At 66.5% G+C, this 20,165-nt stretch carries 11 protein-coding genes and 1 tRNA gene; 8 read left to right on the forward strand and 4 right to left on the reverse strand.

The features are described from left to right. Positions 1-9,543 (forward strand): filamentous haemagglutinin family protein (locus BLX41_RS20490; protein ID WP_259745040.1); only part of this gene is annotated, 9,543 nt, incomplete at its 5' end. A gap of 184 nt (positions 9,544-9,727) precedes the next feature. Further along, positions 9,728-10,444, forward strand: coding sequence for a class I SAM-dependent methyltransferase (locus BLX41_RS20495; protein ID WP_123726361.1), 717 nt, complete (start codon positions 9,728-9,730; stop codon positions 10,442-10,444). Positions 10,445-10,519: 75 nt separating this feature from the next. On the opposite strand, the gene BLX41_RS20500 is transcribed toward BLX41_RS20495, so the two are convergent. Next, positions 10,520-10,972, reverse strand: coding sequence for a hypothetical protein (locus tag BLX41_RS20500; protein WP_123726362.1), 453 nt, complete (start codon positions 10,970-10,972; stop codon positions 10,520-10,522). Positions 10,973-11,168: 196 nt separating this feature from the next. On the opposite strand from BLX41_RS20500, the gene BLX41_RS20505 reads away from it, so the two are divergent. Both BLX41_RS20505 and BLX41_RS20510 read left to right on the forward strand, forming a co-directional pair. Continuing rightward, positions 11,169-11,588, forward strand: coding sequence for a hypothetical protein (locus BLX41_RS20505; protein ID WP_123726363.1), 420 nt, complete (start codon positions 11,169-11,171; stop codon positions 11,586-11,588). Between the two features lie 42 nt (positions 11,589-11,630). After that, positions 11,631-11,930 (forward strand): hypothetical protein, encoded by a 300-nt coding sequence (locus BLX41_RS20510; RefSeq protein ID WP_123726364.1) that lies wholly within the window; start codon positions 11,631-11,633, stop codon positions 11,928-11,930. A gap of 13 nt (positions 11,931-11,943) precedes the next feature. Here BLX41_RS20510 and BLX41_RS20515 read toward each other — a convergent pair whose 3' ends face one another. Then, positions 11,944-13,149, reverse strand: a complete 1,206-nt coding sequence (locus BLX41_RS20515; protein ID WP_123726365.1) for an MFS transporter — start codon at positions 13,147-13,149, stop codon at positions 11,944-11,946. A 124-nt stretch (positions 13,150-13,273) separates the two neighbouring features. Between BLX41_RS20515 and BLX41_RS20520 the strand changes: the two genes are divergently transcribed. Next, positions 13,274-14,182 carry a LysR family transcriptional regulator gene (locus tag BLX41_RS20520; RefSeq protein ID WP_123726366.1) on the forward strand — a complete coding sequence of 303 codons (909 nt, stop codon included), beginning with the start codon at positions 13,274-13,276 and terminating at the stop codon, positions 14,180-14,182. Positions 14,183-14,195: 13 nt separating this feature from the next. Here the strand turns inward: BLX41_RS20520 and BLX41_RS20525 are convergent. Both BLX41_RS20525 and BLX41_RS20530 read right to left on the reverse strand, forming a co-directional pair. Next, a tRNA-Gln gene (locus BLX41_RS20525) sits at positions 14,196-14,270 on the reverse strand. Between the two features lie 170 nt (positions 14,271-14,440). After that, entirely contained in the window at positions 14,441-15,145 is a 705-nt protein-coding gene (locus BLX41_RS20530; RefSeq protein ID WP_123726367.1) for a hypothetical protein, read from the reverse strand. A gap of 177 nt (positions 15,146-15,322) precedes the next feature. Here BLX41_RS20530 and BLX41_RS20535 point away from each other — a divergent pair, with 177 nt between their 5' ends. From BLX41_RS20535 to BLX41_RS20545, 3 genes are read left to right on the forward strand one after another with little or no spacing between them, the layout of a single operon-like run. Next, entirely contained in the window at positions 15,323-16,918 is a 1,596-nt protein-coding gene (locus BLX41_RS20535) for an FAD-binding oxidoreductase (protein ID WP_123726368.1), read from the forward strand. 4 nt (positions 16,919-16,922) lie between these two features. Then, positions 16,923-18,515 (forward strand): glycerol-3-phosphate dehydrogenase/oxidase, encoded by a 1,593-nt coding sequence (locus tag BLX41_RS20540; protein ID WP_123726369.1) that lies wholly within the window; start codon positions 16,923-16,925, stop codon positions 18,513-18,515. 23 nt (positions 18,516-18,538) lie between these two features. Further along, entirely contained in the window at positions 18,539-20,113 is a 1,575-nt protein-coding gene (locus BLX41_RS20545; protein ID WP_123726370.1) for an FGGY-family carbohydrate kinase, read from the forward strand. Positions 20,114-20,165: the final 52 nt, after the last annotated feature.

Here is a 20,165-nt window from a genome sequence, read left to right on the forward strand (position 1 = left end):
CCGCAAGCCGGAACCCTGCAATTGGCGGGGGACTTCTTCAACAAGGGCTTCGGCGCCTACGACATCACCGGCAATGAAGGCCTGACGGTGGCCGACGGCGCCCAGGTCGAGGTCAAGATGCCGGTCTACCGCTTCGGAGCCCAGTCTGGCAGCAGCGCCACTGGCAGCGATCCGGCCAGCGTTCTGCAGCCATGGCTGCCGGAGCTGTACCAGCAGGACGCGGCCAAGGGCGTGCTGACCCAGCGCCGTGGCGCCGGGTTGACCCTGAGCGCCGGCAATCAGTACTCCACGGCTGCCCAATTGGCCACCACGGCGTTGACCGTGGGGCAGGGCGCGGTGATCAGTGTCGACCCGGGGCAGGCCATCAACCTGCGCAGCGTCGGCCAGTTGACCATGAACGGCACGCTGAATGCCTGGGGCGGCAGCGTCAGTCTGGGCGGCCTGACGGTGGCCAGTTCCGAGGCCGCCAACGCCGCCGGTCACGGGCGTTCGATTTGGGTCGGCGAGCAGGCGCTGATCGACGTGGCGGCGCGGGCGGTGAGCGCGGTGGACAATCGCGGTCGCCGTTACGGTCAGGTGCGCAATGGCGGCAAGATCGCCATCGGCGGCGAGATCGACCTGGCCACCGGCATTGCCAAGGCCAGCGACCTGTTTGTGGTGGTGCGCGACGGGGCGCGTCTCGACGCTTCCGGGGCCCAGGCGGCCCTGGACATTCCCGGCCAGGGCCGGGTGCAGGTGGCCAGCAACGGTGGCAGCATCAGTTTCGCCTCCAACAACGGCCTGTACCTGGACGGCAGCTTCGTCGCCCGGGCCGGGGGCGCCGGCGCGGCGGGGGGCACTTTGTCCCTGGCCCTGGAAAGCCCGTACTACATCAAGAACGCGGTCAACGACCGGGTGCTCAAGGCCCGGGAGCTGGTGCTCAGCCAGATCCATCAGGGCAGTGCATTGCCCGGTAGCGCCGACGCCGCAGCCGCCAGCCTGGAGTACGGCCACGGCCGCCTCGGGGTGGATCAGGTCACAGCCGGCGGCTTCGACAACCTGGCACTGCTGAGCAACGGTCTGCTGAGCTTCGACGGCGATGTGTCGCTGAACATGGGCCAGAGCCTGCGCCTGTACAGCGGCGCCCTGAACCTCAGCGACAGCGCTGCGGCCAATAGCCGGGTCAACCTGTCGGCTCCCTACCTGTTGCTGGCGGGCATCCTCGCGCCCCTGGAGGCCAAGGATCAATACGTGCGTCCGGTCGCCACCGGCACGCCGTCGCAACGCAGCACCCAGGCGCAGTTCAACGCCAGCGGCCAGTTGATCGATGTGCGCGGCAACGTGGTGTTCGGCAGCAAGGGCACGTTGCGCCAGGCCGACAACAGCCTGCTGAGCGTCGAGCGCCGTGGGTTCGACCATGTGCAACTGACCAGCCAGGGCGACCTGCGTTTTCTCGCCGGAGCCGGCGCCGATGTGATCGCCAAGGGCATCAGTACCCAGTTGCTGACCCAGGGCGACATGACCCTGCGGGCCGCGCAGCTGTACCCGGCCACCGAGGTCGGGGCCCGGGTGATTGCCGGTTACCTCAACGATATCTCCGGCACCAGCATCAACTTCGACCCTTCGCGCACCCTGACCATCGGCCGCACCGGCAATGACCTGGCGCCTGTGCCTTACTCGGCCTTCGGCCGCTTGCAACTGGGCGCGGCCAGCATCAAGCAGGGCGGGGTGATTCGGGCGCCCCTGGGGCTGATCGAGATCGGCAACCTGGGCGCCAGCCAGGTCGAGTTGCTGCCCGGCAGCCTGACCTCGGTCAGCGGCAAAGGCCTGGTATTGCCTTACGGCGGCACTGTCGATGGCCAGGTCTACAAGTACAACGGCAAGACCGTGACTTTCCTCGGCCAGGGCGCCCTGGTGAATGAGAACAGCGACCTGAGCGTCGGGGTGATCCTGGGGGGCAAGTCGGTGCAGGTGCAATCCAATGCCACCGTGGACCTGTCCGGTGGCGGCGAGCTGCTGGGGGCCGGGTTCATTTCCGGGCGCGGCGGTTCCACCGATGCGCGCTACAGCCCGCTGGTGCAGATCGGCGCCAACGGCAGCTTCATCCTGCCGGGCCTGGGCACTAACCCGATCTACGCCATCGTCCCCGGAGTGCAGCCGGGCTATGCACCGGTGGCGCCGGAGGGCGGCGCGGTGGACCCGCTGATCGGCCAGCAGATTACTATCGGCGCCGGAGTGCCGGGGTTGGCGGCGGGCACCTACACCCTGATGCCGTCCACCTATGCACTGATGCCCGGGGCCTTCCGCGTGGAGATCAACGGCCTGGCCGGGCTCGGCACCGAAGGTGCGACCCAGCAACTGCGCAACGGCTCCTGGTCCACCGCCGGGCGCCTGTCGATCGCCCATACCGGGATCGGCAACAGTGTCGCCAGCCAGTTGATCCTGACGTCGGCCGATACCCTGCGCCGCTATTCCCAGTACAACGAAACCGGCTATGCCCAGTTCGCCCTGGCCGATGCGGCCAAGCTCGGCGTGCCACGGCCGATGCTGCCGGTGGATGCCAAGACCCTGAAGCTGGCCCTGCAGCCGGGCGCCGGTGCCGATGCTTTCTCCTTCCAGGGCATCGGGCGCTTCGATGCCGCTGCCGGAGGCTACGGCGGCACGGTCGCGGTATTGAACATGGGCGAGGGCGGTATCGAAGTGGTGGCCAGCGGCAAGTCCGCCACCGGCGGCTTCAATGGGGTCACCCTGGACGCCAACAGCCTCAATGCCATGGGCGCGGCGCGCCTGATGCTCGGTGGCCTGACCCTGGTCAAATATGGCCAGGGCGGCAACTACATCACCCTGGCCGAAGGCATCAATGCGCCCAAGGGCTCCATCACCTTGCGTGAGGGCGTGACCCTGGCGGCGCCGGAAGTGTTCCTGGTGAGCAATACCGGGCAGATCGTCCTGGAGCAGGGCGCGTCGATCAACAGCCTGGGCCGCGGCAAGGCCAGCTATGACGCCCGTGACGGTTTCACCTATCAGGTGGCCAACATGCTGGCCGTCTCCAACGGCCTGCTCAATGTGATCAGCAAGGCACAAGCGGGCGGGCAATCCAGTGGCGGCATCCGGCTCGGGGTGTGCAGCAGCGCTCCCTGCAGCGGCCAGACCGCGCTGTACTCCGACGGCAGCATCATCGCCCTGACCGACAACGCCTTTGAACTGGGCGATCAGGTGCGCTATGGCACCCGCCATCTGAACCTGGGGCTGAACACCATCAATGTCGGCAGTGCCGAAGCCCTGGCGGCCGCGGCGGCCGGCAATCGCCTGCCCAGCGGCATGACCCTGACTCAGCAAGTGCTGGACCGCCTGCTGCGCGGTGATACCCAGTCCGGCGCCCCGGCCCTGGAGACCCTGCAGCTCTCGGCCCGGGACAGTTTCAACTTCTACGGCAGCACTCGCCTTGACACCTACGACCCGCTCACCGGCCAGTCGCTGCTGAGCAACCTGATGCTGTCCACTCCGGCGATCTACGGCGCAGGTGGCGCCAACGACGTGGCCAGCATCCATACCGCCAACCTGATCTGGCAGGGCGCCGAGGCAGCGGCCGGGGCGGTAGTGGCCGGTGGCGCCGGTACCGGCAGCGGGCGTCTGGAAATCAATGCCGAGCGCATCGAATTCGGCTACGGCGCCTTTGCCCAGCCCAGCAGCACCCAGAGCCTGGACCGCCTGGCCCTGGGTTTTGCCGGGGTCAACCTGAATGCCAGCCAGCGTATTACCGCCAACCACAAGGGCAGCCTCTCGGTCTATCAGCGCCAGGGGGCTTACGACCCGGTCAGCGGCTTTGCCTACAGCGGCGGCAACCTGAATATCCTCACCCCGCTGATGACCGGCGAGGCCGGTTCGGTGAACCGCATCACTGCCGGTGGCGCCATCGATATCAGCGCCTCGTCCGGGCCCCGTGGCACGGCCAATGGCCAGGGCGCGGAACTGTCCCTGCAGGGCGACAGCCTGCGTCTGGCCAGCGCCGTGGTGCTGCCCAGCGGCAAGGTGACCCTGAGTGCCCGTGGCGATGTGCTGCTCAGCGATGCGGCGTTGATCGATGTGGCCGGTCGGGCCAGCGCGTTCAATGACCTGACCCGCTACGGCGCCGGTGGTGAAGTGCTGCTGCAAAGCCGCGAGGGCAATGTGCTGCAGGCGGCGGGCGCGACCATCGACCTCTCGGCCAGCAACAACCAGGCCGGCAAGCTGCGGGCGGTGGCCGTCAACGACCAAGCCGGAACAGTGGAGCTGGCCGGCAAGATCCTCGGCAGCGGCAGCGGTGCCTACGATGCCGGCGGTACCCGGGTGCCTTACCTGGGCGGTGCGGTGGAAATCCAGGCCCAGCGCCTGGGCAGCAGCGGCACCCTGGACGAGCAGTTCGCCGCCCTCAACCAGCGTCTGAATCAGGGGCAGGTCCATGGGGCGCGCAGCTTCCAGCTCAAGCAGGGCGACCTGAACATCGGCAACGAGGTCAAGGCCAACACCGTCAACGTCTCGCTGGACAACGGCAGCCTGCGGGTCAGCGGGCGGGTGGACGCCAGCGGCGAGCGGGTCGGCAGCATCAACCTGGCCGCCAGGAACGGCCTGACGCTGGACAGCAGCGCGGTACTCGATGCCCATGGCAGCCAGCTGCGGGTGGACAGCTACGGCAAGATCATCGATGCGCCGAACCGTGCCACCGTGGTGCTCAGTTCCGGCCAGGGCCGACTGACCTTGGCCGAGGGCGTGCGCATCGATCTGCGCCATGGCACCGATGTGGCGCCGGGCAGTGCGGCGGGGCAGAACGACGGCCGCAGCCGCGGCACCCTGGAGTTGAATGCGCCGCGTATCGTCCAGGCGGACCAGAGCAGCAATGACATCGATATCGATGCCCACGGCGCGCTGGATATCCGCGGGGCGCGTTCGATCGCGGTCAACGGCATGATCCGCTATGACGATGCACCGCAGAAGTCCGATGCCACCGCCAGCGGTCGCCCTTACCAGGAGATCACCCAGGCCTACCTCAACGCCAAGCATGCCCAGAGCACGGCCTTTATCAACGCGGCCCTGCAAAACAGCGACCTGCTGCAGAACAAACTGGCCGGCCTGAACAACGCCAGCTACGCCGACGCCTTGCATCTGCGGCCCGGGGTCGAGATCGTCAGCAAGACCGCGGACGGCGATCTGGTGGTACAGGGCGACCTGGACCTGTCCGGCTATCGCTATGCCAGCCTCAATCCCCATAGCCAGAAGACCTCGGTCTACGGCTCCGGCGAGGTGGGCAGCCTGACGTTGCGGGCCGGCGGCGACCTGAACATCTACGGCAGCATCAACGATGGTTTCGCCCCACCGCCACCGAGTGCAGACGACAAGGGCTGGGTGCTGTTGTCGGGAGTGGACTTCAGTGGCGGCTCCACCCTTGTGCCGGGCAGCGGAGTGACCCTGGCCGATGGCACGGGCTTCCCCTCGGGCACCACCCTCAACTACGACCTGCCGATCAAGGGCCTGAGCCTGAGTGCGGGCACCCGCCTGCCGGTCAGCGCGGTGCTCGACCAGAGCCTGGTACTGCCGGCGGGCACCGTACTCGCGGCCGCGGTGCGCGACGCTGCGGGCAATCTGCTGTTCGCCGCCGGGACCCTGCTCAGCGAGGCCCAGACCCTGGTGGCCGGCACCCGGCTCGACGCCGGCAGCCTGCTGACCCAGAACGCGCGCTTGCAGCCCATGACCTGGCCCAAGGGGGTGGCACTGCCCAAGGTCAGCGCCGGGCTGGTGCTGCTCGACGGCAGCAAGGCGCTGCCCAAGGGCGCACTGATTCCTGCCGGGACCAACGTCAAGCTGCCGGGAGGCGTCGAGTCGGTGCAGTTGCGTCCGGACGTGACCGGGCCCCAGGGCCGGCTCTGGGCCATTGCGCCGATGCTCGCCGAGGGCTCGCAATCCTGGTCCCTGCGCCTGGTGGCCGGGGCCGATACCGAGGCCGCCGACAGCCGCATTCTGCAAGCCACGCCACGCAGCGGTGACCTGCATCTGGCGGACAGTCACTACGGCATGTTCGCCAAGGAACTGCCGGCCAGGGGCTTGATGACCTGGACCTTGGCGGCGGTCCAGGCCCTGGCGGAAAACGGTGTGGTGGTCAAGGAAGGCGACCCGGTGGACCAGAAAGTCCTCGATGACCTGGAGCAGGGCAGCATTGCCGAGTTCTGCGCGCAGACGCCGGAATTCTGCGCAATGAAGGCCACCTACGTCTGGACCCAGGCCGCGGTGGACGAACTGGCCCAGGCCGATATCGTGGTCAAGGTGGGGGAGGTGATCGATGAAAAGTTCATTCAGGACCTGGGGCTGCCTTCGGTAGCGGCCATGTGCGCCGAGACGCCGAGCTTCTGCCAGGCGCAAAGAGCCAAGGAGTACGAGACCCGGCCGTCCAGTAGCCGTTTCAGTGTGGTGCGTACCGGTACCGGCGACCTGGAACTGCTCAGCGCCGGCAACCTGAGCATGGACTCGCTGTATGGGGTCTATACCGCCGGGACTTCATCCACGGCCACTCGCGCCGGCGATCCTTACAACCAGCCTCGCGGCCTGGGCAGCGGCAGCACGGTGCTCAACGATCCGGGCAGCTACTTCGAGCAGTTCGTCAATGGCAGCGGCACCAGCCTGTATCGCGCCTGGTACCCGGAGGCGGGGGGCAACCTGCGGATCGATGTCGGTGGCGACCTGACCGGCAACATCACCCATGTCGCCGGCAACAGCAACAGTTGGCCCAATCCCAAGGACAGCGGCCTGGACTCGGCCGAGGTGGGCAACTGGTTGTGGCGCCAGGGCAGCGCCGATGTCGCCACCGGCGGCTCGGCCCAACCCACGGCCTGGTGGATCAACTTCGGCACCTACGCCGCGGGCGTTGCCGACAAGATGGTGGGTTTCACCGGCTTCGGCACCCTGGGGGGCGGCAACCTGGAAGTGAATGTCGGCGGTGACGCCGGAGTCCTGCAGGGGCTGTCCAGCGCTGCCGGCATCAGCCCGCGCAGCCAGGGGCTGGTGTTGGCGGTGGGCAGCACCGGACGGCTCGCCAGCGATGGCAGCCTGCAACTGACCGGCGGTGGCGACCTGCGGGTGCGTATTGCCGGGGCCCTGAACCCGCTCGCCGAGCTGAGCAACGATCATCGCAGCGGCATGCTGGTCAACCTGCGCGGCAACACACAACTGCAGAGCGCCTCCCAAGGCCGCATCAATCTGCTCTATGGCGGCACCAGCGTTGACCACAACCCCAGCGAAACCCGGGCCTTCGATCCATTGCGGGCCACGCGTGGCCTGGCCCAGGGCGGCATGACCCTGGTGCCGGGCGATGCCACCTACCAGCTGCAGACCCTGGGGGATCTGGTGGTGCAGAACGTCGAGGACCCGGGACGGATCAAGCAGTTCAACCCGGCGCCGTTCAGCCGAGGAACCCAGCAAGGCAGTGGGCAGAGCTGGTTCACCCTGTGGACCGACAGCACCGCCATCGACCTGCTGTCCCTGGGCGGCAATCTGACGCCGTTCACCACGTCTTCCAGCGCGACCGATCTGGCGGTGGTCTACCCATCGATACTGCGCGCCGTGGCCAGCAGTGGCAGCCTCTACTACGGCAAGGCCGCCGCACCTCAGCGTGAGGACGTCAACTATCGCTACCCCTTGCTGCTGGCGCCCGGTGCCAAGGGGCAGTTGCAGTTCCTGGCCGAGGACTCGATTTATGCCGGTGGTTTCACGGTCAGCCAGTCCGGGGCCTCAGCCAGTGCGCTGGCGACGCCATGGCATCCGGCCTTTGTCGGGCGCATCGGCAATGCGCTGGTGGCCAGCAATCTGTCAGTCAATGGCAATCCGGCGGTGTCGACCTTGCCTCTGTTCGCCTTCGATTCCGGCAGCGTTTCAGGGATCATCGCGGGCGCCATGGACCCGGCACGCTTCTACGCGGTCAACGGCGACCTGCTGGGGGTCAATAGCGGGCGGATCATTACCTTCGGCACCCAGGCCTCGCAGTTGCACGCCGGGCAGACCTGGTACGAAGGCAGTCGTGCGGTGTGGATGATGGCCGGGCGCGATATCGTCAGCAGCGGCCGGGTCCATGGCGTCGGCGATCCGGGCGATGCTTCGTCTGCCCAGGGCAACCTGTTCGTTCATAACAGCCCCAGCGACATTTCCATCGTCAGCGCCGGGCGCGACATCCTCTACAGCAACTTCAACGTCGCCGGTCCCGGCACCCTGGAACTCATGGCGGGGCGCAACATCCTCATGGAGGACAAGGTCAGCATCACCAGCATCGGCGCCGTGGCGCCGGGTGACACTCGTCCCGGGGCCAGTATCGTGATGCAGGCCGGGGTCGGACCCAAGGGGCCGGACTATCGGCGCTTCGTCGAGGCCTATCTGGACCCGAGCCGGCTGGCTCAGCCCGGTGAAAGCCTGTCGGCGGGCAAGGTGGCCAAGACCTACGAGGGTGAGCTGGTGGACTGGCTGGCGCAGCGCTTCGGCTTTGTCGGCGACAGCGCCCAGGCCCGGGCCTACTACGCGAGCTTGCCGGCGGAGCAGCAGCGGGTGTTTGCCCGGGATGTGTATTTTGCCGAGCTCAAGGCCGCCGGTCGTGAGTACACCCAGGACGGTGGGATACGCCAGGGCAGCTACGCCCGGGGGCGGGCGGCGATTGCCGGGCTGTTCCCGAGCACCGATGTGGCCGGCAACCCGATCACCTACAAGGGCGATATCACTCTGTTCGGCGGCGCCGGGGTGCACACCGATTTCGGCGGCAATATCCAGATGCTGACCCCGGGCGGCAACCAGACCTTCGGCATCGAAGGCACGGCGCCGCCGGCCTCGGCCGGGGTCATCACCCAGGGTGCGGGGGACATCCAGCTGTACTCCCTGGGCAGCATCCTCCTGGGCCAGAGCCGGATCATGACCACCTTCGGCGGCTCGATCATGGGCTGGTCGGCGGCCGGTGACATCAACGCCGGCCGGGGCTCCAAGACCACTGTGGTCTACACCCCGCCCAAGCGGGTCTATGACAACTGGGGCAACGTCAGCCTGTCGCCGTCGGTGCCCAGCACCGGGGCGGGGATTGCCACCCTGAATCCGATTGCCGAAGTGGCGGCCGGGGACATCGACCTGATCGCTCCCCTGGGCACCATCGATGCCGGCGAGGCGGGTATCCGGGTCTCGGGCAACGTCAACATCGCGGCACTGCGGGTGGTCAACGCGGCGAACATCCAGACCCAGGGCAAGTCGTCCGGGGTGCCGGTCACGGCGGCGGTCAACACCGGCGCCATGAGCTCGGCCAGTGCCGCGGGCTCGGCGGCGTCCCAGGCAGCGGAGGATGCGGCGCGCAATCAGCAGGCGGCAGCCAGGCAGGGCCGGGCGTCCATCGTCACCGTGGAAGTGCTGGGCTTTGGTTCCGAACCGGTGCAACGCCAGCGCGAAGAAGCCAGCCGCACCCCGGGCTACAACCCCGACAGCCCGGTGCAGGTACTGGGGGCCGGGCCCTTGAGCGAACAGGCCCGGGCGCGCCTGACCGATGAGGAGCGTGGACAACTGACGCTGTAAGGTTCTCTCGTGGTGGCAAGGCTTGGGGGCGATCGCTGATCGCCCCTTTTTTATGCGCTGTACCGGCGTTGCGGGCCTTGTGTTAACTGGATATTCCTTGTGGGAATGCAGCGGATAAAAACAATGAATTTTTATTATTGATCACCGTGGCCTAGCTTGGCTCGACAACCTTTGGAGCCACGCCGTGAACTCATCTTCTGTGAACCCGATTGAAAAGTTCGATACCGCCCGGGCCGACGAATATGCGCGCCAGAGCCGCATCGCCCTGGCCGGGTATGACGCCTGCCACGACCTGGCCGCCTGCATGCTGGCGGCCAGCCTGGGGCCTTCGGGCTCGGCCAACATACTGGCCGTAGGGGCGGGTGGAACGGCTCAGGAAATCATCGCCATGGCGGCCTTGGAGCCGGGCTGGCGCTTTACCGCGGTGGACCCTTCGGCGCCGATGCTGGAGGCGGCCCGCCAGCAGCTGCAAGCGAATCAGCTGCTGCACAGAACGGAGCTGCAACTGGCCACGGTGGATGATCTACCGACGGAGGAACTCTACGAGGCGGCCACCCTGATCGGGGTGCTGCATCATCTGCCTGGCGATGACGCCAAGCGCCAGCTCCTGCACGCCATAGGCCGGCGCCTCAAGCCCGGCGCGCCGCTGATCGTTGCGGGCAATCACTATGCCTACGCCAGTCAGCCCCTGTTGCTCAAGGCCTGGGGCCAACGCTGGCGGCAACAGGGCGCGACTGCGGATGAGGTGCAGGCCAAGCTGGGGAAAATCCTCCAGGGCGCCGATCCGCCGCACTCCGAGGCGGCGGTGCAGCGGTTGCTTGAGGAGGGCGGTTTCAGCGAGGGGACGCGCTTTTTCAGCAGCCTGTTCTGGGGCGCCTGGCTGAGCCGCAAGGTGGGATGAAGGGGGCTGCCCTGGGGGCGGACAGCCTTGGGCATCGAGGGCCCCGCCGTGACGGGGCCGTTTTGCAGCGGGTGGTCAAACCGTGGCGATCATGCACCCTATGGCGCCGGATTCCTGGTAGATGACCCGGGTCTTGTGGGCGTTGGCGAAGTCCCGCAAGCCACGCTTGGCAACGTCGCTGTAACCCACGGCCACGGCCCAGCGTGCGGCTACACGGTCGGTGTACTTGGTGAGTTTTTCGATGTCTTTCTGGGTTTCGGCCAGCAGCTTGTTGCCGGCGTTGGTGGCGCTTTCGACTTTCAGCTCGATGGCGTAGTTCTCACCGTTCTGCTGGGCCAGCACGTCCAGGCGCAAGGCCGAGTTCGGGGCGGGATAGGGCACTTCGCGGGCGGCGGCCACATGGGCCGAACGCAGCAGCATCAGAAACTCCACTTGAAACCACACCTCCCAGGCGGCGCCAGTGCTGATGGCGGCTTCGATGCGGGCGTGGTCGCTGAGGATGAGTTGGCTGAGGTCGGTGTTTCTCATGGGGTATTCCTCTTCGTTGGGGGTGCAAAGAGGAACGTGCGGACGGTGGCGAGTGTGAATCTGCTGGCCAGATCATGTGTGGGGTGGGCTATTCTTCGCGGCCCGCAATGAACAGGGCCGGTCATTACCCCATGGCGCCAAATGAAGGTTCTACCTGCGGATTCCGGCAGTCATCAACGAAGCACACGGGTTGGATATGGACATCGAACGTCTCCTGAAAAAACGTCAGCTCAATGTTCAGGAACAAAACACTCTCAGAGCCTACGAACTGGAATGCACCGCAAGGAGCTGGCGGGACGAGGGTATGCCCCAGGCCTTGTTGGATTATGCCGAGTCACAGGGTGTCGACTGGTCGGCTACCATCGTTCTCAAGTTGGATATCGACTTTCCCGGAATGTCCAGTCTGTTTGGCTTGTTGTTGACCCAGGACGAGCGCTTCATCGATTTTGAAATCGAAACCGACCCCACTCACCGGCAGGTTGAAGCGGTGGAGTGCTGGAATGACATCACCGCCACTCTGAATCATTCGAGGTGTAACCGAGGTACAGGCAAGGGCTTTGCGGCCATCGCGCTGCAAGTCCGGCGCGAGTTGCTGGGACAGGTCGATCACGGGTGATTGGCGAGTGGAGGGTTTTCTGCCCCATGAGGACTGGCTTTTATGCCTGAGCGAGTACGCCGCCTGCGAGCGGATTTCATTGACGTCCTGGATGAAGTGTCACCCTTGCTGGCCCGTGCCTATGAGCAACTCGGACCCGTACCGGAGGATCACGCATTGGCCCAGGCGGGCTTGGAGCATGGGCGGGAAATCGTGCTGGATTACCTGGAACACAACGAGGCCGGGGTCGCCTTAGAGCATTTGCTGTACATGATCAATGAGCCACCTCTGGTGATTTCAGCGCACTGTCGGGCAGCCCTGGTGCGGATAGCCGAACGTCTGGGGATGCCCCTGAAGGCATGAGCAGGATCAAGCCTCAATCCGCTTTCCTGGCGCCTGGCTGGCTCAGGTTGGCCGCGCCCAGGCAGTAGAACAGCCCGCCGGCGACTATGAACGCCCCCAGCATGTAGAAGATCCAGTGCGCCGGCTGGCTGGCCAGGACCATGCCGCAGAGTATCGGGCCCAGGGCGCCGCCGAGGTTGGAGAGATTCTGTGCGCCGTAGTACAGGCCCCGCAACGGCTCAGGGGCGATCAGGTCGATGAACATGTACTCGGCGGGAAACACGATGATTTCCCCCAGGGTGAACACCACCATCGACAGTACCCAAAGCGGCAGGCTGGTGGACAGGCCAAACCCGCTGACCCCCAGCAGAAACAGCCCCAGCCCGGTTGCCAGCCAGCGGTTCAGATGGCGCGGGGAAATCCTGCGGCCAATGCTGTACTGCAAGGCAATCACCAGCAGGGCGTTGGTCGCCACCAGGGTGCTGATGATGCGGTAGGTGGCCTCCGGGGACGTGGTGACCACCAGGTACTGCGAGAGATAGGCCGAGAACTGGCCAAAGACCACGGCGCTGAGCAGGCCGCCGAGGGTGAAGCACACCAGGCGGTAATCGCGCAGCAGCTGTTTGCCCAGGGTCGGGAAGGAGAGCGGCGTTGGCGTTGCGCCGGCGGCGTCCAGCTGTCTGTCGCCCCAGATGTGGTGGATTGCCAGGAACCCGGCGCCCAGGGCGGCGGATATCAGGAACGGCAGGCTGATACTCAGGTGCGCCAGCCCGGCGCCGAGAAACGGGCCCACGGCGTAGCCGATATTGGTCAGGGTGTACTTGATCGAGAAGGCTTCGCTGCGTTGCTCCACCGGCAGGCGCTGGGCAAAGCCGGCCTTGATCGCGATGTCGATCACCGCGTAGGCCAGGTTGATCAGCACCAGGCACAGGTAGAACAGCCACAGCTGGCCGGCCGTGAAGGTGCCGATAAAGCCCAGGGTGAACAGTGCGCAGCAGCCGAGGATCAGGCGGTGGCTGGGGGTCCTGTCCACCAGGAAGCCGCCATACAGGCTCAGCAGCGAAGCGAGGATCAGGCTGCTGCCGATCACCAGGCCGATGTCGCTGACCGGCAGGCCGAAAGCGCTGTTCAGGTAGATCACCAGATAGGGCAGGGTGATGGCCCGGGCCAGGGTCAGCACCAGGGTGCCGGTGAGCAGCAGGTTGATCGCCTTTGGGTAGCCTTTCAGGGTGCGCAGCATCCGTGTCTCATCGTCCGTAGCAGGGTCTGGGGAGAATGCCAGCCAGCTTACTGGGGAATCTGATTCTGTTTTATGATGATTTTTACCCAATGAATGGAATCAGATTCATGAATGCGAGGCGCCGATGTTTTCTTCCGAACGCTTGAAGGGGATCGATGTATTTGTCTGCGTCGCCGACTGCGGCAGTTTCAAGGCCGCCGCCGAGCGCCTCAATCTCACGGCCTCGGCAGTCAGCAAGGCCATTGCCCGACTGGAGGGGCGGTTGCAGGCGCGGCTGTTCCAGCGCACCACCCGTAGCCTGGCGTTGACCGACGCGGGGACGGCTTTCTACCGCACCTGCAGCGGTGTGCTGGCCGATCTGGAAGAGGCCGAGCTGGCACTGAACGCGGAAAACACCGAGCTGCGAGGGCGGGTGCGCATCGATCTGCCCGGGACCTTTGGCCGCTCCCAGGTGCTGGCCGCCGTCTTGCGGTTTGCCCGGGAACACCCCGACTTGCAGCCGCACATCACCTTTTCCGATTCCGCCATCGACCCCCTCGAAGCCGGCGTGGACATTGCCGTGCGCCTTGGCGGTTCGGGCCTGTGGCCGGCGGCACTGGGGCATCGCTGCCTGGGTCGTGAGTGGCACCTGTTCTGCGCCTCCCCCGATTACTTGCGCCGCCATGGCACGCCCCTGAGCGACCAGGACCTGGAACGGCACCCGTGCATCGCCTATGGCTGGGTGGACGGCCGGGTCAGCCCCTGGAACTTCGCCACTGGACGCCCGGGCGAGAGCGAACGCCGGGTCATGTCCGCCAGTTGCGTGGTGGGCGATGGCGAGGGCCTGTTGATGACCGTGCTGGACGGTTACGGGATCGCGCAATTGCCTTCGTGGCTGGTCAAGCAGCAGCTGGCGCAGGGCACCCTGGTTGAAGTGCTGCCGCAATGGGCCAGCGAAGGGCAGGCGATCCATCTGCTGTGGCTGAAAAGCCGACAGGGGTTGCCCAAGGTCAGTGCATTGCTGGAGGTGCTGGAACGAAGTCTGGGGGGATGAACATGAGGAAAAATGGCAGGGGCGGCTGGATTCGAACCAACGCATGGCAGGATCAAAACCTGCTGCCTTACCGCTTGGCGACGCCCCTGTAACTGTTGCGACGTTACTTGCTTTGACTGCCGGCCCGGGGAGGGCCGCTGCAAGAACGGGCGCAAATTTATCAATTTCTGCGCGGGCTGTGAAGCCCCAAAAGCAAAAAAAATGAGTTTGAAAACAGCTGCTTAGTCTTTTTCAGTGCTCTTTTGCAGTCTGTAGGACTCAGCTCGCCAGGTAAGCGGCCTGTGAATCCGTCAAGGGCCGGGCCATGTCCAGGGCGCGGCGGATGGCCCGCAACTCTGCGCCTTCAAGGGCGCGGCGGCCCAATTCATAGTCGTCACCGCCTGGACCAAGGTGCACCGAAAACAGCCCAAACAGTTGCTCGCCAACTGCTTCGAGAAAGATTTCCATATAGGTTTCGTAGCGGCGGTAGGCGCTGAGGTAGATCAGCCCCTGGACCTCGGCGCGACCACAGTCGTGGATGGCCTCCCAGGTCAGGCAACTGCCTTGTTCGCTCTCGATCAGGGGCATGGACCAGGCGTCCTGTGCCAGCGGTTGGGCGCGCAGGGCCGCCGGCAGGGGCTGACAGGACAGGACCAGGAAGCGGTACCTCGGCCGGCCATGGTGGATGGCATTGCGTGGAGCGGGAGGTTCGGCTGCCGGGCCAGTGATCCGGACCCGCAGCAGCTGGCTCAGGGCAATTTCCGAAGGCTGCTCGTTCCAGCCATTGAGGTCGGCAACCGGCGGGCACCAGATCAGTTGCAGGGTTTCGCCGATCACGATGCCGTCCCGGTGCTGGAAGAAGGCCGAGTTTTCCTCGCCCACCACGGGCAGCAAGTCGCGCAGGTGCAAGGTGGGCGCGCCGTAGTCGATGCCCAGGTCGGTGGACCAGAACAGTGGGGCGCAGGTTTTCAGGGTTGCCGGCATGGGAGCGAGCCTGTGATGGGAAGGAGGAGGATTCTTCGGTAACTGGCGCCGGATGTCACCTGTGCCTGACTCAATCGGCTACATCCCCTGGCGCGATGCGACCGTGACAGCTTTCAGCCGCGCACTAGTATAGGGAGCCTGAAGCAAGACCTATAAGAACAGCACAAGGACACACGTATGCGACGCTGGAACGGCTGGGGGGATGCATCCACGGTGGTCGAATTGCCGGCCCAGGGCGCGGGGTTTCTGGCCGAGCGCCTGGGACCGGGGCGCCGCTTGCCGGAGGCGACTCTGGAACAGGCGCTGGCCAAGGTGCCGGCCTCGCGCCTTGCTGCCCACCCGCTGTATTGCATCGACCCCCAGGAACGCCTGCTGCATGCCCGCGGCCAGAGCCTGCCGGACTGGCTGGCCCTGCGCGAGGGTGAGCTGGGGGTCTACCCGGATGCCGTGGCCTTTCCGGAAACCGCCGAGCAGATCCGCCAGTTGCTGGCCCTGGCCGAGGACCGTGACCTGTGCCTGATTCCCTACGGCGGCGGCACCTCGGTGGCCGGGCACATCAATCCGGGCTGGTCCGAGCGGCCGGTGCTGACGGTGTCCCTGGCGCGCATGAGCCGCCTGCTGGACCTTGACGAAGACAGCCTGCTGGCCACTTTCGGCCCTGGGGCCAGTGGCCCGCAGGTGGAGAGCCAACTGCGCGCTCGCGGCTACACCCTGGGCCACTTTCCCCAGTCCTGGGAGCTCTCGACCCTGGGCGGCTGGGTGGCCAGCCGCTCCAGTGGCCAGCAGTCGCTGCGCTATGGGCGCATCGAGCAGCTGTTCGCCGGGGGCACCCTGGAGACCTTTGCCGGGCCGATGCCTATCGCGACCTTTCCGGCGTCTGCGGCCGGGCCGGATCTGCGGGAAGTGGTACTGGGCAGCGAAGGGCGCTTCGGGATCATTTCCGAGGTCAAGGTCAGGGTCAGCCGCTTGCCGGACGACGAGCGCTTCTATGGGGTGTTCCTGCCGGACTGGACCCAGGCGCTGCAAGCGGTGCGCGCCCTGGCCCAGGCCCGGGTGCCGCTGTCGATGCTGCGCCTGTCCAATGCCCTGGAGACCGAAACCCAATTGGCCCTGGCCGGCCATCCCACGCAGATCGCCTGGCTGGAAAAATACCTGGCCCTGCGCGGTGCGGGGCCGGGCAAGTGCCTGCTGACCTTCGGCGTGACCGGCAATCGCCAGCAGAACGCCTTGTCCCTGCGTCACGCCCGGCGTCACCTCAAGGGGTTTGGCGGGGTCTTTACCGGAACCCTGCTGGGCAAGAAATGGGCGCAGAACCGCTTTCGCTTTCCCTACCTGCGCGAAAGCCTGTGGAACGCCGGCTATCTGGTGGACACCCTGGAAACCGCCACTGACTGGAGCCATGTCGACCATCTGTTGCAACGCATCGAGGGCAGCCTGCGGGACGGCCTGGCCGCCGAGGGCGAGCAGGTGCATGTGTTCACCCACCTGTCCCATGTCTATGGCGAAGGGTCGAGCATCTACACCACTTACGTATTCCGCCCGGACGCCCAGTACCCGGCGACCCTGGCCCGCTGGCAGGCCCTCAAGCATGCCGCCAGCCAGACCATCGTCAATCACCACGGCACCATCAGCCACCAGCATGGGGTGGGCAAGGACCATGCGCCGTACCTGTTGCGGGAGAAGGGCGCGCTGGCCATCGACACCCTGCAGGCCCTGAGCCGCCACTTCGACCCTGCCGGGCGCCTCAACCCCGGCACCCTGCTGGAGCAGTGAAGCCATGAGCCAGGACTGGAACGGCCAGTGGCGCCAACAGGCGCTGCCCGGGCTGGGGGCGCACACCTGGGACCTGATCGTGATCGGCGGCGGCATCAGCGGCGCCGGGATTGTGCGGGAAGCGGCGCGGCGCGGCTGGCGTTGCCTGTTGCTGGAGCAGCGGGACTTTGCCTGGGGCACCTCCAGCCGTTCCTCGAAGATGGTCCATGGCGGCTTGCGCTACATCGCCAAGGGGCAGTGGCGCCTGACCCGGGACTCGGTACGCGAGCGCCAGCGCCTGCTGCAGGAGGCCCCCGGGCTGGTGGAGCCCATGAGTTTCCTGATGCCCCATTACCGCGGCAGGTTTCCCGGGCCCAAGGTGTTCGGTGGCCTGTTGACCCTGTATGACGCCCTGGCCGGGCGCCGCAACCACTGCTTTCACGATGCCGCGCACCTGCGCTTCCTGGCTCCGGGGGTGAAAGAGCCGGGCCTGCTGGGGGGCACCTGTTTCCTGGATGCCCTGACCGACGATGCGCGCCTGGTGATGCGGGTGCTGGCCGAGGCCCGGGCCGATGGCGCGCAGGTGTTCAGCGGCCTGCGGGTTACGGGACTGCTGCGCGAAGGCGGGCGGGTCTGCGGGGTCGAGATCGAGGACAGTGAGGGCGGGGCGCCGCAACAGCTGCGTTGCGCCGCTTTGGCGGTGGCCACCGGTGCCTGGGCCGAGCGCCTGCGCCCGCCGGGCAGTGCCCGCCAGCTGCGGCCCTTGCGCGGCAGCCACCTGTTGCTGCCGGGCTGGCGGTTACCGGTGGCCTATGCCTTTAGCTTCATGCATGCCGAGGACGGCCGGCCGGTGTTCATCTTCCCCTGGGAAGGGGCCACGGTGGTGGGCACCACCGATCTTGATCACCGTGACGATCTGGACCAGAGCGCCAGCATCAGCCAGGAAGAGCTCAAGTACCTGCTGGCCGCCTGTGCCCAGCAGTTTCCCCAGGCTCGGGTGAGCGCCGCCGATGTGCTCTCGACCTGGGCCGGGGTGCGCCCGGTGGTGGCCGGTGCGGGAGGGGAGCAACAGGGCAAACCATCCAATGAAACCCGCGAGCATGTGCTGTGGCAGGAGCCGGGCTGCGTGACCCTGGCCGGCGGCAAGCTCACTACCTTCCGGCCCCAGGCCATCGAGGTGCTGCAAGCCTGTGGGGCGATGCTCGGGCGCAGCGTGGAGGACGACGGCGAACCGGTGTTTGCCCCGCTGGCGCCCCTGGATATTCCCGGGCTCGGCGCGGCTCAGTTGCGGCGCCTGGCCGGGCGCCATGGCAGCGACTTGCCCCGAGTAGCGCAGCGGGTGGCCGAGCTGGGAGGCGATTGTGTCGGCGCCAGCGACACCCTGTGGGCCGAGCTGGCCTTTGCCGCCGAGGCCGAGATGGTCCTGCACCTGGACGACCTGCTGCTGCGCCGCACCCGTCTCGGTCTGTTGCTGGCCGAAGGCGCGGCGCAGTACCTGCCGGCCATCCGCCGCCTGTGCCAGCCCCGGCTGGGCTGGGACGACGCGCGCTGGCTGGCCGAAGAACAGCGCTATCGCGACCTGTGGCAACGCCATCACAGCCTGCCGGCCCACGCCTAACGATGCTCAACCAAGAGAGCCCCATGGACAACCACAACAACAATAAGCAGGACTACCTGCTGGCGATCGACAACGGCACCCAGAGCGTGCGCGCGCTGCTGTTCGACCTGTCGGGCAACTTGCTGGGCAAGGGCAAGGTGGAGCTGGAGGCCTATTTTTCGACCCAGCCCGGCTGGGCCGAACAGCATCCGGACTACTACTGGGCCAAGCTCGGTGAAGCCTGCCAGCTCTTGTGGCAGCAGACCGGCATCGACCGTTCGCAGATCCGCGGCGTGTCCCTGACCACCCAGCGCGGCACCCTGATCAATGTCGACGCCCAGGGTAAAGCCCTGCGTCCGGCCATCCTCTGGCTCGACCAGCGCCAGGCCGAGGTCGAGGGCCGCATCAAGGGGCCTTGGGGCTGGCTGTTCAAGCTGATCGGCGCCGAGGCCACGGTGGAGTACTTTCGGGCCCAGGCCGAAGCCAACTGGGTGGCCCAGCAGCAACCCGAGGTGTGGGCGGCCACTGACAAGTTCCTGCTGCTCTCGGGCTTTCTCACCCATCGCCTGACCGGCAACTTCGTCGACTCCGTCGGCTGTTGCGTGGCGTACCTGCCGTTCGACTACAAGCGCCTGCGCTGGGCCGCCCCCAGCGACTGGAAATGGCAGGCCCTGGCCGTGCGTCAGGAGCAGTTGCCGACCCTGCTCAAACCCGGTGAAACCCTGGGCCGGATCAGCGCCGAAGCGAGTCGCCACACCGGTATTCCCGAGGGCCTGCCGCTGATTGCCGCCGGTGCCGACAAGGCCTGCGAAGTGCTGGGCTCGGGCGTCCAGGATTCCACCACGGCCTGCCTGTCCTACGGCACCACGGCCACCATCACCACCACCCGTTCCCGTTACCTGGAAGTGGTGCCGCTGATCCCGCCGTACCCGGCGGCGGTGCCGAACCACTACAACTGCGAGGTGATGATCTTTCGCGGTTACTGGATGGTCAGCTGGTTCAAGCAACAGTTCGGCCTGCGGGAAGTGCAGCAGGCGGCCGAGCAGGGGCTGGAGCCGGAGCAGCTGTTCGACGCCCTGGTCCAGGCGGTGCCGCCCGGGTCCATGGGCCTGACCCTGCAACCCTACTGGTCGCCGGGCATCCGCGAGCCGGGCATGGAAGCCAAGGGCGCCATGATCGGCTTTGGCGACGTGCACACCCGGGCCCATATCTACCGGGCCATCCTTGAAGGCCTGGCCTATGCCCTGCGCCAGGGCATGGAACGCATGGAGAAACGCTCCAAGCTGAAGATCACTCGTTTGCGGGTGGCCGGCGGCGGCTCCCAGAGCGATGCGGCGATGCAACTGACGGCGGACATCTTCGGCTTGCCGGTGGAGCGCCCCCATGTCTATGAGGCCTCGGGGCTGGGGGCGGTGATCGCCTGCGCGGTCGGACTGGGCCTGTACCCGGATTTTCCCACGGCCATCAGCGCCATGACCCGGGTGGGCGCGGTGTTCGAGCCGCAGCCGCAAGCGCAGCAGATGTACCAGCGCCTGTACAGCGAGGTCTACCTGCGCATGTACCGCCAGCTCAAGCCGTTGTACCAGAGCATTCGCGAGATCACCGGGTATCCGGCTTGAGGGAGGGGCGGCGGGCGTCGGCCAGGAGGGGCGAGGATTCCCTGTCGAAAAA

Origin of the sequence: Pseudomonas protegens (genome assembly GCF_003732485.1) — a bacterium.
Classification (GTDB): Bacteria; Pseudomonadota; Gammaproteobacteria; order Pseudomonadales; family Pseudomonadaceae; genus Aquipseudomonas; species Aquipseudomonas protegens_B.

Coding starts and splice junctions, on each gene's coding strand:
- BLX41_RS20545 (WP_123726370.1), top strand. CDS start 18,539: ATGGACAACCACAACAACAATAAGCAGGACTACCTGCTGGCGATCGAC.
- BLX41_RS20510 (WP_123726364.1), top strand. CDS start 11,631: ATGCCTGAGCGAGTACGCCGCCTGCGAGCGGATTTCATTGACGTCCTG.
- BLX41_RS20505 (WP_123726363.1), top strand. CDS start 11,169: ATGGACATCGAACGTCTCCTGAAAAAACGTCAGCTCAATGTTCAGGAA.
- BLX41_RS20540 (WP_123726369.1), top strand. CDS start 16,923: ATGAGCCAGGACTGGAACGGCCAGTGGCGCCAACAGGCGCTGCCCGGG.
- BLX41_RS20515 (WP_123726365.1), bottom strand. CDS start 13,149: ATGCTGCGCACCCTGAAAGGCTACCCAAAGGCGATCAACCTGCTGCTC.
- BLX41_RS20500 (WP_123726362.1), bottom strand. CDS start 10,972: ATGAGAAACACCGACCTCAGCCAACTCATCCTCAGCGACCACGCCCGC.
- BLX41_RS20535 (WP_123726368.1), top strand. CDS start 15,323: ATGCGACGCTGGAACGGCTGGGGGGATGCATCCACGGTGGTCGAATTG.
- BLX41_RS20530 (WP_123726367.1), bottom strand. CDS start 15,145: ATGCCGGCAACCCTGAAAACCTGCGCCCCACTGTTCTGGTCCACCGAC.
- BLX41_RS20520 (WP_123726366.1), top strand. CDS start 13,274: ATGTTTTCTTCCGAACGCTTGAAGGGGATCGATGTATTTGTCTGCGTC.